This is a genomic window from Streptomyces sp. NRRL F-2580, assembly GCF_000720115.1.
GTDB lineage: Bacteria > Actinomycetota > Actinomycetes > Streptomycetales > Streptomycetaceae > Streptomyces.
The window spans coordinates 132,526-144,899 of record NZ_JOIR01000003.1; the positions used below are offsets into that span (position 1 = coordinate 132,526).

Below are 12,374 nucleotides of genomic sequence, written 5' to 3' on the forward strand. Positions count from 1 at the left end.
CCCCCTTCACCCGTACGTGATCCGCACGGCGGGGCCGAGCGGGAGGGCCTGGCAGGCCAGGACGTAGCCCTCGGCCGGGTCCGCCTCGTTTACCTTGTGCCCGGTGACGGCGGCGCCCTCGGCGCAGCGGCGGCGGATGTTGAGGAGCTGGATCCCGTACGCGTCCCGCGCGCCGATGCCCTCGTAGAGCTCGGTCAGCGGCCGGACCGGGAGCTCCGTCGCCGCGCGGCCTACAGGATCGCTACGGCCTCGCGCCGGTGCCGGTCGTTCAGCACGGGGGCCTCCCGGCTGCGGTGGTGTGTGGGTGGGGTGCGGCAGACGGGAGGCGCGGGGCGGCCGAGGGCGGGAGGGCGTGTTCCCGCCGAGCGGGAAAGGCTGTCGGAGCTCCGGGCCGGGGCCGGCCCTGGAGATGCTCGGCCTGGAGCAGCCCGGGCCGGGCGACGCCGAGGCCTGAGCGCGTCGCGTCACCCGCCCGCGCTGGGTGGGGCCGCGACGTTCAGCTGCCAGGAGACGCCGAAGCGGTCGTTGACCCAGCCGAACCGGTGGCTGAATCCGTACGAGCCCAGGGGCATCAGCTCCTGGCCCTGCTCGGCGAGCGCGCCGTAGAGGCGGTCGATCTCGGCCTCGTCCGCGCACTGGACGTACAGCGACACCGCGGGCGTGAAGCCGAACGCGTGCTTGGCCGGGCTGTCGATGCACATGAACTGCTGGCCGGCCAGGGAGAAGGTCGCGTGCCGTACGGTTACCTCGGGCCCGGCCCCGGGTCCGGTCTCGTCGGGGCCGTAGCGGCTGAGGGAGAGCACCTCCGCGTCGTCGAAGAGCGAGATGTAGAAGCCCATGGCTTCCTCGGCCCGCCCCTCGAACATCAGGAACGTGGTGATCTTCTGCGGGGTCGGTGTGACGGCCATCGTCGGTTCGTGTCCCTTCGGCTCGTGTCCCGGACCAGGAACCTTAGCCTCCGCCCCGGCCGCCGGGACCGGACCGGCCCCCGCTACCGCGCGCCGTACACCGGCAGCGGAGCCTGCGCCGCGGCGAGGAGTTTCAGCGTGGCCTCGCCTGCCTCGGCGGGGGTCCAGCGGGAGTCACGGTCGGCCGTGGGGCCGGGCCGCCAGCCCTCCATGACCGTGATCCGGCCGCCCTCCGCCTCGAAGACCCGGCCCGTGACCCCGGCCGAGGCGTCCGAGCCCAGCCACACCACCAACGGGGACACGTTCTCCGGTGCCATCGCGTCGAAGCCGCCCTCCTCCGGGGCGGCCATGGTCTGCGCGAAGGTCTGCTCCGTCATCCGGGTCCGGGCCGCCGGGGCGATCGCGTTGACCTGGACCCCGTACCGGCCCATCTCCGCCGACGCGACCATGGTGAGGCCGAGGATGCCGGCCTTGGCCGCGCTGTAGTTGCCCTGGCCGACCGAGCCCAGCAGCCCGGCCCCCGAGGAGGTGTTGACCACCCGGGCCGCGACCTGCCGGCCGGCCTTGGCCTCCGCCCGCCACCACCGGGCCGCCGCCTTCAGCGGCAGGAAGTGCCCCTTCAGGTGGACGCGCATGACCGCGTCCCAGTCGTCCTCGTCCAGGTTGACCAGCATCCGGTCCCGCAGGAACCCGGCGTTGTTGACCAGGGTGTCCAGACGCCCGAACGCGCCGAGCGCCGTCTCCACGAGGGAGGTCGCGCCCCCGGAGGTCGCGATGTCCCTGCCGTGCGCCACCGCCTCCCCGCCGAGCGCCTCGATCTCGGCGACCACCCGCGCCGCCGGACCGTCCGGCCCGGGCAGCCCGTCCAGGCCGACGCCCAGGTCGTTGACGACGACCCGCGCCCCCTCGGCCGCGAAGGCCAGCGCATGGGCCCGGCCCAACCCCCGCCCCGCGCCCGTCACGACCACGACCCGGCCCTCGCACAGTCCCGCCATCTCAACTCTCCTTGTTGACAGTTGCCGCATCCAGAAACGCCGGGCGCTCCCCGCCGCCGTGCACCAGCAGGCTCGCCCCGCTCACGTACGCCGCCCGGCCGGAGGCCAGGAACACCGCGGCCTCCCCCACGTCCGAGGGCTGTGCCAGCCGCCCGAGCGGGACGGTCGCGGCCACGGCCGCGACCCCGGCCTCGTCCCCGTAGTGCAGGTGCGTCAGCTCGGTCCGCACCATGCCCAGGACCAGCGAGTTCACCCGGACTTCGGGCGCCCATTCCACGGCCATGGACCGGGCCAGGTTCTCCAGGCCCGCCTTCGCCGCCCCGTACGCCGCCGTCCCCGGCGAGGGCCGGGTGCCGCTGACGCTGCCGATCATCACCACCGACCCGCGGGCCTCCCGCAGCCACGGGTACGCCGCGAGCGAGGCCGTCATCGGCGCCACCAGGTTCAGCCCGACGACCCGCGCGTGGCGTTCCGCCTCGCCCTCCCCCAGCAGCCGGTACGGGGTGCCGCCGGCGTTGTTGACCAGGCAGTCGAGGCGCCCGTACCGGCTGACGACCGTGCCGAAGAAGTCCTGTACGGCGGCGGGATCGCGCAGGTCGACGGCGTTGAAGGAGGCCTTCCGGCCATCCGCCGAGACCGGTTCCTCCGGCGGCCGCCGGGCGCAGACGACGACGTCCGCGCCGGCCGCGAGGAACGAGCGGGCGATCCCGGCTCCGACGCCCCGGGTTCCTCCGGTGACGACGACGACCCTCCCGTCGAGCTCCATGGGCTGCTACCTTCCTCACCTAACAAATGTTTGGTGGAAAGGTAGCTGATCCGCTCATGGGTGTCTCCACCTCCGGCCCGGACAAGGGCATCGCACTCGTCACAGTCGACTTCCCGCCCGTCAACGCGCTGCCCGTGCAGGGCTGGTACGACCTCGCCGACGCCCTCCGCGCCGCCGGCCGCGACCCCGAGGTCCGGTGCGTCGTCCTCGCCGCCGAGGGCCGCGGGTTCAACGCCGGGGTCGACGTCAAGGAGATGCAGCGCGACAGCGGTCACGCCGCCCTCATCGGCGCCAACCGGGGCTGTTACGAGGCCTTCGCCGCCGTCTACGAGTGCGAGGTGCCGGTCGTCGCGGCCGTGAACGGGTTCTGCCTGGGCGGCGGCATCGGCCTCGTCGGCAACGCGGACGCGATCGTCGCCTCCGACGACGCCGCCTTCGGCCTGCCGGAGCTGGACCGGGGCGCGCTCGGCGCCGCCACCCACCTGGCCCGCCTGGTCCCGCAGCACCTGATGCGGGCCCTGTACTACACCTCGCGCACCGCCACCGCCGCCGAACTGCACGCGCACGGCTCGGTCTGGAAGGTGGTCCCGCCGGGCGAACTGCGCGCCGCCGCCCTGGAACTGGCCGCCGAGATCGCCCGGAAGGACGGCTACCTGATCCGGCTGGCCAAGGCGGCCATCAACGGCATCGACCCCGTGGACGTCCGCCGCAGCTACCGCTTCGAGCAGGGCTTCACCTTCGAGGCCAACCTCAGCGGAGTGGCCGACCGGGTCCGCGACACCTTCGGGAAGGGAGAGCGCTCATGACCGACAAGTCCATGACCCCCGAGGAGGTGGTCGGACAGCTGCGCAGCGGAATGACCGTCGGCATCGGCGGCTGGGGATCCCGGCGCAAGCCCATGGCCCTGGTGCGGGCACTGCTCCGCTCCGAGATCACCGATCTCACCGTGATCTCGTACGGCGGCCCCGACGTCGGGCTGCTGGCCGCCGCCGGCCGCATCCGCCACCTCGTCGCCCCCTTCGCCACCCTCGACTCCATCCCCCTGGAGCCCCACTTCCGGGCCGCCCGCGAGCGCGCCGCCTTCACCCTCACCGAGCTCGACGAGGCCATGTTCATGTGGGGCCTGCACGCCGCCGCCAACCGGCTCCCCTTCCTCCCCGTCCGCGCCGGCCTCGGCTCCGACGTGATGCGGGTCAACCCCGAGCTGCGCACGGTCACCTCCCCCTACGCCGACGGCGAGGAGCTCGTCGCCGTCCCCGCGCTGCGGATGGACGCCGCCCTGGTCCACCTGAACCGGGCCGACCGCCTCGGCAACGCCCAGTACCTGGGCCCGGACCCGTACTTCGACGACCTCTTCTGCGAGGCCGCCGACGCCGCCTACGTCTCCTGCGAGCAGCTCGTCGAGAGCGCCGAGCTCGCCAACGCCGGCCCCCCGCAGTCCCTGCTCGTCAGCCGCCACTCCGTCACCGGCGTCGTGGAGACCCCGAATGGCGCGCACTTCACCTCCTGCGTCCCCGACTACGGCCGCGACGAGCCCTTCCAGAAGCTCTACGCGACCACCCCCTGGCCCGAGTTCTCGGCACGCTTCCTCTCCGGGGCGGGCGAGCACGACTACCAGTCCGCCGTACGGACCTGGCACGAGGAGCAGCAGCCGTGACCACCACGCCGCCCACCGCGACCGTCACCCGCGCCGAATACTGCGTGATCGCCTGCGCCGAGGCCTGGCGCGACAACGGCGAGGTCCTCGCCAGCCCGATGGGCCTGATCCCCTCCTTCGGGGCCCGGCTCGCGAAGCGGACCTTCTCCCCCGACCTGCTCCTGACCGACGGCGAGGCCCTGCTCGTCGGCCTCGACGGCACGGCTGAGGGCTGGCTCCCGTACCGGCGCCACCTGACCATGGTCACCGGCGGGAGGCGGCACGTGATGATGGGCGCCGGCCAGATCGACCGCTTCGGCAACCAGAACATCTCCTGCATCGGCGACTGGGAGCGGCCGGCCCGCCAGCTCCTCGGGGTGCGCGGGGCCCCCGTCAACACCTTGAACAATCCGGTGAGTTACTGGGTGCCCAAGCACTCCACCCGGGTCTTCGTCGCGCGCGTGGACATGGTCAGCGGGGTCGGCTACGACCGCGCCGAGGCGGCCGGGGTGACCCGCTTCCACCACCTCCCCCGGGTGGTCAGCGATCTCGGCGTCTTCGACTTCGGCGGCCCCGGCCACGCGATGCGGCTGGTCTCGGTGCACCCGGGGGTCACCGTAGAGGAGGTCAGGGCGGCCACCGGGTTCGAGCTGGCCGCCGCCGAGGAGGTCCCGTACACGCGGGAGCCGACGCCGGACGAGCTGCGGCTGATCCGCGAGGTGATCGACCCCGAGGGGCTGCGCGAGCGCGAAGTGCGGGGCTGATCCGATGGAGACGGCATTCACCAAGCTGGTCGGCGTCGAGCACCCGATCGTGCAGACCGGCATGGGCTGGGTCGCCGGCCCCCGCCTGGTGTCGGGCGCGGCGAACGCGGGGGCGCTGGGGATCCTGGCCTCGGCGACGATGACCATGGACCAGCTGCGGTCGGCGGTCCACGAGGTCAAGTCCCGCGTCCCGGAGGGAACTCCCTTCGGGGTCAACCTGCGCGCGGACGCCGGGGACGCGGCCGAGCGCGCCCAGCTGATCATCGACGAGGGGGTGCGGGTCGCCTCCTTCGCACTCGCGCCCTCCAAGGAGCTGATCGGGCGGCTCAAGGAGGCGGGCGTGGTCGTCATCCCCTCGATCGGGGCCCGGCGGCACGCCGAGAAGGTCGCGGCCTGGGGCGCCGACGCGGTGATCGTCCAGGGCGGCGAGGGCGGCGGGCACACCGGGGACGTGGCCACGACCGTGCTGCTACCCCAGGTGGTGGACGCCGTGGACATCCCGGTGGTCGCGGCGGGCGGCTTCAGCGACGGCCGCGGACTGGTCGCGGCCCTGTCGTACGGGGCCGCGGGCATCGCCATGGGCACCCGGTTCCTGCTGACCTCGGACTCCACCGTCCCGGACGCCGTGAAGGCCGAGTACCTGAGGGCCACGGTCAAGGACGTCACCGTCACCACCGCCGTGGACGGGCTGCCGCACCGGATGCTGCGCACCGCGCTGGTCGACTCCCTGGAGCGGGCGGGCCGCACCCGGGCACTGGCCCGGGCGGTCCGGCACGCGGCCGGCTTCCGGAAGCTGTCGGGGCTGAGCTGGCCGCAGATGGTCCGCGACGGCCTCGCGATGAAACACGGCAAGGACCTGTCCTGGAGCCAGGTCCTGCTCGCCGCGAACACCCCCATGCTCCTCAAGGCGTCCATGGTCGAGGGCCGTACGGACCTCGGCGTCATGGCATCGGGCCAGGTCGCGGGGGTGATCGACGATCTCCCGTCCTGCGCGGAGCTCGTCTCCCGCGTCATGGCCGAGGCACAACAGGCACTCGAAGCACTGCACTCGCTCCGCACCCTGCCACCACCAGGGTGATCCCCCTTCTCCGTCACAGGAGTCGCCTCCATGAGCCGTGCCCGCATCCGCCTGGCGAGAGCGGCGGCCGCCGCCGCTCTCGCCATCGGGACCCTGCCCGCCTCCGCGTACGCGGCGGCGCCCGGAGCCGGGGTCAGCGCCCGGCACCACCAGGCCCAGCCCCAAGCAGAAACGATTCGCCAGATCTCCCTCCAGGGCGCCGTCAACGTCCGTGACATCGGCGGCTACCGCACCTGGACCGGCGGCGAGGTCCGCCAGGGACTCGTCTACCGCTCCGACGCACTGAGCAAGCTGACCGACGCCGACGTCACCACCGTCTCCGGTCTCGGCCTCACGAAGGTCGTCGATTTCCGCATCCCCATGGAGCTCCAGTACGACGGCGCCGACCGGCTGCCGTCCGGGCTCACCGCCACCTCGCGCCCGGTCAGTGACCTGGGCCTCTACGGAACCCTCGTCGACGCGATCGCCAGTGGCGACCCCGTCACGCAGGAGCAGATGCTCGGCGGCGGCCGCGCCGAGGCCTACGTGCGCGACATCTACCGGACGTTCGTGACCGGCCCCGAGAACCGGGTGCAGTTCGCGGCGACCCTGCGGGAGCTCGCGGACGGCGGCCAGGGCCCGGTCCTCTACCACTGCACGTCCGGCAAGGACCGGACCGGCTGGATGAGTTACGTCCTGCTGCGCGCGCTGGCCGTCCCCGAGGACACCGCCGAGCGCGACTACCTGGCGTCGAACACCTTCCGCGCCGCCTACGACGCCCGGCTGCGGGCGGGCCTCAAGCAGTCGGGGCGCATGCAGAACCCCGACCTGCTGATCCCGCTCCAGGAGGTCCGCCAGGACTACCTGGACGCGGCGACGGCGCGGATGGAGGCGGACTACGGCAGCTTCTACGGTTACCTGACCGAGGGCCTCGGCCTGGACCTGTGGACGCTGGCGAAGCTCCAGAACAAGCTGGTCCGCTAGCGGACAGCACGACGCCGGGCAGTGCGCGAAGCACTGCCCGGCGTCGTGGTCACCGTGTACGTCAGACCGCGCGGCGGCGGCCCTGCCCGCCCGATCCGACGCGGCTGCGCGCCGAAGCCGCGGCCGCACCGCCGGAGGCCGCGCCGCCACCGGTACGCCGGCCGCGCTCGCCGGAGCCGGCCGCCGCGCCGCCGCCCTGACCGCCGCGGCGGGCCTGGCCCGACCCGGCGGCCGCCGGGGCCTGCCCGGAGGCACCGCCACCGGAACGGCGGCCGCGACCGCCGGCCGCCGGCTGGGCGCCGCCCGTGGCGGAGCCGGTGCGCGGCCCGCCCGAACGGCGGCGCGAGCCGGAGCCCGAACCGGAGCCGGAGCCGTTGCGCGGCTTCGGCGGGGTCGGCTGCGGCACGTCCAGCACCACCGGGATGCCCGAGGGCTCCTTGGCGCCGGTCAGCCGGGACAGCTCCTCGTCGGAGGACTTGATCTGCGCGGTGCGCGGGGAGATCCCGGCGTCCGACATCAGACGGGTCATGTCCCGCTTCTGGTCGGGCAGCACCAGGGTGACCACGCTGCCGGACTCGCCGGCACGGGCGGTACGGCCGCCGCGGTGCAGGTAGTCCTTGTGGTCGGTGGGCGGGTCCACGTTGACGACGAGGTCGAGGTCGTCGATGTGGATGCCGCGCGCGGCGACGTTCGTCGCCACCAGCGCGGTGACCTCGCCCGTCTTGAACCAGTCCAGGGTGCGGTTGCGCTGCGGCTGGGAGCGGCCGCCGTGCAGGCCGGAGGCGCGGACGCCGTCCGCGAGGAGCTTCTTGACCATGCGGTCGACCCCGCGCTTGGTGTCCACGAACATGATCACCCGGCCGTCGCGAGCGGCTATACGCGTCGCCACGGCCTTCTTGTCGGTCTCGTCCATGACGTACAGGACGTGGTGCTCCATCGTGCTGACCGCGCCGGCGGACGGGTCGACGGAGAAGGCGACCGGGTCGTGCAGGAACATCTTGACGAGTTTGTCGATGTTCTTGTCGAGCGTCGCCGAGAAGAGCATGGTCTGGCCCTCGGGCCGCACCTGCTTGAGCAGCGCGGTGACCTGCGGCATGAAGCCCATGTCGGTCATCTGGTCGGCCTCGTCGAGGACGGTGATGCCCACCTGCGAGAGGTCGGCGTCACCGCGGTCGATGAGGTCCTTCAGACGGCCGGGGGTGGCGACGAGCACCTCGGAGCCGCGGCGCAGGGCGCCGGACTGACGGTTGATCGACATGCCGCCGACGACGGTCGCGATGCGCAGGTTGACGGCCGTGGCGTACGGGGAAAGGGCGTCGGTGACCTGCTGCGCGAGCTCACGGGTCGGTACGAGGACCAGCGCGAGCGGCTGCTTCGGCTGCGCGCGGTGGCCGGCGGTACGGGCCAGCAGCGCCAGGCCGAAGGCCAGCGTCTTGCCGGAGCCGGTGCGGCCGCGGCCGAGCAGGTCACGGGCGGCGAGCGAGTTCGGCAGCGTCGCGGCCTGGATCGGGAACGGCTCGGTGACGCCCTGGGCGGCGAGGGTCTTCAGCAGCGCCTCGGGCATGTCCATGTCCTCGAACGCGGCGACCGGCGGGAGCGCCGGGGTCAGCGGTTCGGGCATGGTGAATTCCTGCGGCCTGGCAACGGGGGCGGACTTCTGCCGTCCCGCACCAGCCTTCGGACGTCCCTGGGCCGCGCCTCGGCCCCGGGTGGGGCGGCGGCTGGGTCGTGCGGAGCTGGAGCTGGTCATGCGGAAATGCCCTCCTGAAACCGGCAGGTACAACAAGGTCGAAACAGCAGACAAGCCGGGGTCCGCACCTCACGGTGCGGACCCCGGCAAGCTGAAATACTTAGTTGGCGGGGAGGATGTTCTCCGCCTGGGGGCCCTTCTGGCCCTGGGTGACGTCGAAGGACACGCGCTGGCCCTCCTGGAGCTCACGGAAGCCCTGGGTGGCGATGTTCGAGTAGTGGGCGAAGACGTCCGGGCCGCCACCGTCCTGCTCGATGAAGCCGAAGCCCTTTTCCGAGTTGAACCACTTCACGGTGCCAAGTGCCATTTTGAATCTCCTGAATAGGCGGCAAAGGGCCCCATCCGGAGAGTCCGGCAAAACAATAAAAGCGCCTGAGGATCATTCCCGTCAGGCGCACATAAAGTTCATGGGTACCACAACTGCAACGAGCTCTAAGCTAGCACACCTCCGTGCGTCGGTGTACCCACGGCCGTGTGACCTGCGCCGTCCGTGTGAAAAGTCCCGGCGGGGCCCGGCTCCGCCGGGGGTGTCGGGGCCCCCGCCGGGGCCGGGGTCAGAGCCGCTCGATGATCGTCACGTTGGCCTGGCCGCCGCCCTCGCACATCGTCTGGAGGCCGTAGCGGCCTCCGGTGCGCTCCAGCTCGTGCAGGAGCGTGGTCATCAGCTTCACCCCCGTCGCGCCCAGGGGGTGGCCCAGGGCGATCGCGCCGCCGTTGACGTTGACCCGCTCCGGATCGGCTCCGGTCTCCTTGAGCCAGGCCAGCACCACCGGGGCGAAGGCCTCGTTGATCTCCACCAGGTCGATGTCGGCCAGCGACATGCCGGTCTTCTTGAGCGCGTACGCCGTCGCCGGGATCGGCGCCGACAGCATGCGGATCGGGTCCTCGCCGCGGACCGAGAGGTGGTGGATGCGGGCGCGGGGCCGCAGGCCGTGTTCCCGTACGGCCCGCTCGGAGGCGATCAGCATGGCCGCCGCGCCGTCCGAGACCTGGGAGGAGACCGCGGCGGTGATGGTGCCGCCCTCGACCACCGGCTTGAGGGCCGCCATCTTCTCCAGCGTCGTGTCCCGGCGCGGGCCCTCGTCCACGCTCACGTCCCCGTACGCCACCGTCTCGCGCGCGAAGCGGCCCTCGTCGATGGCCCGGATCGCCCGCCGGTGGGAGCGGAGCGCGAATTCCTCCATGTCCTGCCGGCTGATCCCCCACTTCCGCGCGATGAGCTGGGCGCCGTGGAACTGGTTGACCGGGGCGTCGCCGTACCGGGCCCGCCAGCCCGCCGATCCCGCGTACGGGCCCTCCGTGAGCCCCAGGGGTTCCGCCGCCTGCCGCGAGGCGAAGGCGATCGGGATCATCGACATGTTCTGGGTGCCGCCCGCGACCACCAGGTCCTGGGTACCGGAGAGCACCCCCTGCGCCGCGAAGTGCACGGCCTGCTGCGAGGATCCGCACTGGCGGTCGACGGTGACCCCGGGCACCTCCTCCGGGAGGCCCGCGGCCAGCCAGGCCGTCCGCGCGATGTCGCCTGCCTGCGGACCCACCGTGTCGAGGCAGCCGAACACCACGTCCTCCACGGCGGCCGGGTCCACCCCGGACCGCTCGACCAGCGCCTTCAGGACGTGTGCACCCAGGTCGGCCGGGTGGACGGCGGACAGTCCGCCCTTGCGCCGCCCCACGGGGGTGCGTACCGCGTCGACTATGTAGGCCTCGGGCATCGGGACTCCTCGGATCGGATCTGTCACGTGGGGCGGAGGGCGATCCCGTCCAGCACCATCGACAGGTACTGGCGGGCGATCTCCTCGGGGCTGTGCTGTCCGCCCGGCCGGTACCAGGACGCCGCCACCCACACCGTGTCGCGCACGAAGCGGTAGGTGAGGCGGATGTCGAGGTCGGCGCGGAAGACCTTGGCGGCGACCCCCCGCTCCAGCGTCCCCAGCCAGGCCTTCTCGAACTTCTGCTGCGAGTCGGACAGGTAGTGGAAGCGGGGCTGCGCGCAGAGCGTGCGGGACTCCTTCTGGTAGATCGCGACGGCGGCGCGGTGCCTGTCGATCTCCCGGAAGGACTCGGTGACGAGGGCCTCGATGGTCTCCCTGGGGCCGAGGCCCGCGGCGAGGACGGTGTCGTACCCCTCCCACAGTTCGGTCAGGAAGGCGGAGAGGATCTCGTCGAGCATCGATTCCTTGGAATCGAAGTGGTAGTAGAGGCTGCCGGCGAGCATGCCGGCGGCGTCGGCGATCTTGCGGACGGTAGTGGCGTTGTAGCCCTGGGCGGCGAAGACCTCGGCGGCGGTGTCGAGGAGTTCACGGCGCCGCTCGGGCGAGGCCGTCACCTGCGGCTTCTTCTTGGGTGTCGGCTGGTTCGGCTGGTTCGTTGGCACGCGTCCATTCTCGGCCTAGGCGTGCTGGCTGCTGACCGACACGGTCTCGCCCGTCATGTACGAGGAATAGCCGCTGGCCAGGAAGACGATGACGTTGGCGACCTCCCAGGGTTCGGCGTACCGGCCGAAGGCCTCGCGGGCGGTGAGTTCGGCCAGCAGCTCCGCGCTGGTGACCTTCACCAGGTGCGGGTGCATGGCCAGGCTCGGGGCGACCGCGTTGATCCGTACGCCGAACTCCGCGGCCTCCAGGGCCGCGCAGCGGGTCAGTGCCATCACCCCGGCCTTGGCGGCGGCGTAGTGGGCCTGGCCGGTCTGGGCGCGCCAGCCGACGACGGAGGCGTTGTTGACGACGACCCCGCCCCCGCCGGACGTCCGGAACGAGCGCAGTGCGGCGCGGGTGCAGCGGAAGGTTCCGTTCAGGGTGACGTCGAGGACCTTGCCCCACTGTTCGTCGGTCATGTCGACGAGGGCGGCGGTGCCGCCGAGTCCGGCGTTGTTGACGACGACGTCGAGGCGGCCGTGGGTCTGTTCGGCGAGCGCGAAGAGGGCGGCGACCTGGTCCTCGTCGGTGACGTCGCAGGGCAGGGAGGTGACGCGGTCCGTCCCGAACTCGGCGGCGAGCGCCTCCTCGGTCTCCTTGAGGCGGCGGGCGTGGGCGTCGCCGATGACGATGCGGGCTCCCTCTTCCAGGAAGCGGCGGGCGGTGGCCCCACCGATCCCGGCTCCGGCGGCCGCGGTGATGACGGCGGTGCGGTCCTTCAGCAGTCCGTGCCCGGGGACGTAGTCGGGGGTGCTCACGCCCGTACCTCCTTGGGAAGGCCGAGGATCCGCTCGGCGATGAGGGTGCGCCGGATCTCGTCCGAGCCCGCGCAGATCGTGTCGGCGCGGGAGAAGGGGAAGAGCCGCTGCCGGTCGTCGGGCGCGTACGGGTCCCCGTGCGCGCCCGCCGCGAGGAGCGAGGCGGCGGCGCACACGTCCATGGCGAGCTCGCCGAGCTCGCGGTGCCGGCGGGACCAGGGCTCCCGGCCGGGTCCGCCGCGACCCTTGAGGGTGGCGAACTCGCCGGTGAGGTGGGCCCGTAGCCCACTCCGAACCTCGGTGCGGAACTCCTCGACGCTGCTCATGGCGGTACGTTAACCT

The 12,374-nt window shown here is 72.6% G+C and carries 15 protein-coding genes; 5 read left to right on the top strand and 10 right to left on the bottom strand.

Annotated elements, in window-relative coordinates:
* Positions 1 to 6 precede the first annotated feature (6 nt).
* From IF88_RS47160 to IF88_RS0103665, 4 genes are all read right to left on the bottom strand, one after another.
* Positions 7 to 468 (bottom strand): hypothetical protein, encoded by a 462-nt coding sequence (locus tag IF88_RS47160; protein ID WP_078892699.1) that lies wholly within the window; start codon positions 466 to 468, stop codon positions 7 to 9.
* Positions 465 to 908, bottom strand: a complete 444-nt coding sequence (locus IF88_RS0103655; RefSeq protein ID WP_030707173.1) for a VOC family protein — start codon at positions 906 to 908, stop codon at positions 465 to 467. Before IF88_RS0103655 ends, IF88_RS47160 begins: the two co-directional genes overlap by 4 nt.
* An 83-nt stretch (positions 909 to 991) precedes the next feature.
* Positions 992 to 1,903, bottom strand: coding sequence for an SDR family oxidoreductase (locus IF88_RS0103660; RefSeq protein ID WP_030707175.1), 912 nt, complete (start codon positions 1,901 to 1,903; stop codon positions 992 to 994).
* 1 nt (position 1,904) lies between these two features.
* Positions 1,905 to 2,669, bottom strand: a complete 765-nt coding sequence (locus IF88_RS0103665; protein WP_030707177.1) for an SDR family oxidoreductase — start codon at positions 2,667 to 2,669, stop codon at positions 1,905 to 1,907.
* 56 nt (positions 2,670 to 2,725) lie between these two features.
* Between IF88_RS0103665 and IF88_RS0103670 the strand changes: the two genes are divergently transcribed.
* Genes IF88_RS0103670 through IF88_RS0103690 form a run of 5 tightly spaced genes read left to right on the top strand, consistent with a single transcriptional unit; the run spans position 2,726 to position 7,110 of the window.
* Positions 2,726 to 3,475, top strand: coding sequence for an enoyl-CoA hydratase family protein (locus IF88_RS0103670; protein WP_037805483.1), 750 nt, complete (start codon positions 2,726 to 2,728; stop codon positions 3,473 to 3,475).
* A complete protein-coding gene (locus IF88_RS0103675; protein ID WP_030707181.1) occupies positions 3,472 to 4,326 on the top strand; it encodes a CoA transferase subunit A in 855 nt (284 codons plus the stop codon). Before IF88_RS0103670 ends, IF88_RS0103675 begins: the two co-directional genes overlap by 4 nt.
* On the top strand, positions 4,323 to 5,069 hold the full coding sequence (locus IF88_RS0103680; RefSeq protein WP_030707183.1) for a CoA-transferase subunit beta: 747 nt from the start codon (positions 4,323 to 4,325) through the stop codon (positions 5,067 to 5,069). Before IF88_RS0103675 ends, IF88_RS0103680 begins: the two co-directional genes overlap by 4 nt.
* 4 nt (positions 5,070 to 5,073) lie before the next feature.
* Positions 5,074 to 6,147 carry an NAD(P)H-dependent flavin oxidoreductase gene (locus IF88_RS0103685; RefSeq protein ID WP_030707185.1) on the top strand — a complete coding sequence of 358 codons (1,074 nt, stop codon included), beginning with the start codon at positions 5,074 to 5,076 and terminating at the stop codon, positions 6,145 to 6,147.
* A gap of 30 nt (positions 6,148 to 6,177) precedes the next feature.
* A complete protein-coding gene (locus IF88_RS0103690; protein ID WP_030707187.1) occupies positions 6,178 to 7,110 on the top strand; it encodes a tyrosine-protein phosphatase in 933 nt (310 codons plus the stop codon).
* A 61-nt stretch (positions 7,111 to 7,171) separates the two neighbouring features.
* On the opposite strand, the gene IF88_RS0103695 is transcribed toward IF88_RS0103690, so the two are convergent.
* The 6 genes from IF88_RS0103695 to IF88_RS0103720 all read right to left on the bottom strand — a co-directional run bounded on the left by IF88_RS0103695 (position 7,172) and on the right by IF88_RS0103720 (position 12,358).
* Positions 7,172 to 8,860, bottom strand: coding sequence for a DEAD/DEAH box helicase (locus IF88_RS0103695; RefSeq protein WP_030707189.1), 1,689 nt, complete (start codon positions 8,858 to 8,860; stop codon positions 7,172 to 7,174).
* Positions 8,861 to 8,960: 100 nt separating this feature from the next.
* Positions 8,961 to 9,167, bottom strand: coding sequence for a cold-shock protein (locus IF88_RS0103700; protein ID WP_030707191.1), 207 nt, complete (start codon positions 9,165 to 9,167; stop codon positions 8,961 to 8,963).
* Between the two features lie 247 nt (positions 9,168 to 9,414).
* Positions 9,415 to 10,572 (bottom strand): acetyl-CoA C-acetyltransferase, encoded by a 1,158-nt coding sequence (locus IF88_RS0103705; RefSeq protein WP_030707193.1) that lies wholly within the window; start codon positions 10,570 to 10,572, stop codon positions 9,415 to 9,417.
* Between the two features lie 23 nt (positions 10,573 to 10,595).
* Positions 10,596 to 11,234 carry a TetR/AcrR family transcriptional regulator gene (locus IF88_RS0103710; RefSeq protein WP_078892700.1) on the bottom strand — a complete coding sequence of 213 codons (639 nt, stop codon included), beginning with the start codon at positions 11,232 to 11,234 and terminating at the stop codon, positions 10,596 to 10,598.
* A gap of 15 nt (positions 11,235 to 11,249) precedes the next feature.
* Complete coding sequence (locus IF88_RS0103715) at positions 11,250 to 12,032, bottom strand: SDR family oxidoreductase (RefSeq protein WP_030707196.1); 783 nt, start codon at positions 12,030 to 12,032, stop codon at positions 11,250 to 11,252.
* A complete protein-coding gene (locus IF88_RS0103720; RefSeq protein WP_030707197.1) occupies positions 12,029 to 12,358 on the bottom strand; it encodes an acyl-CoA dehydrogenase family protein in 330 nt (109 codons plus the stop codon). The genes IF88_RS0103715 and IF88_RS0103720 overlap by 4 nt, the downstream gene beginning before the upstream one ends.
* Positions 12,359 to 12,374 lie beyond the last annotated feature (16 nt).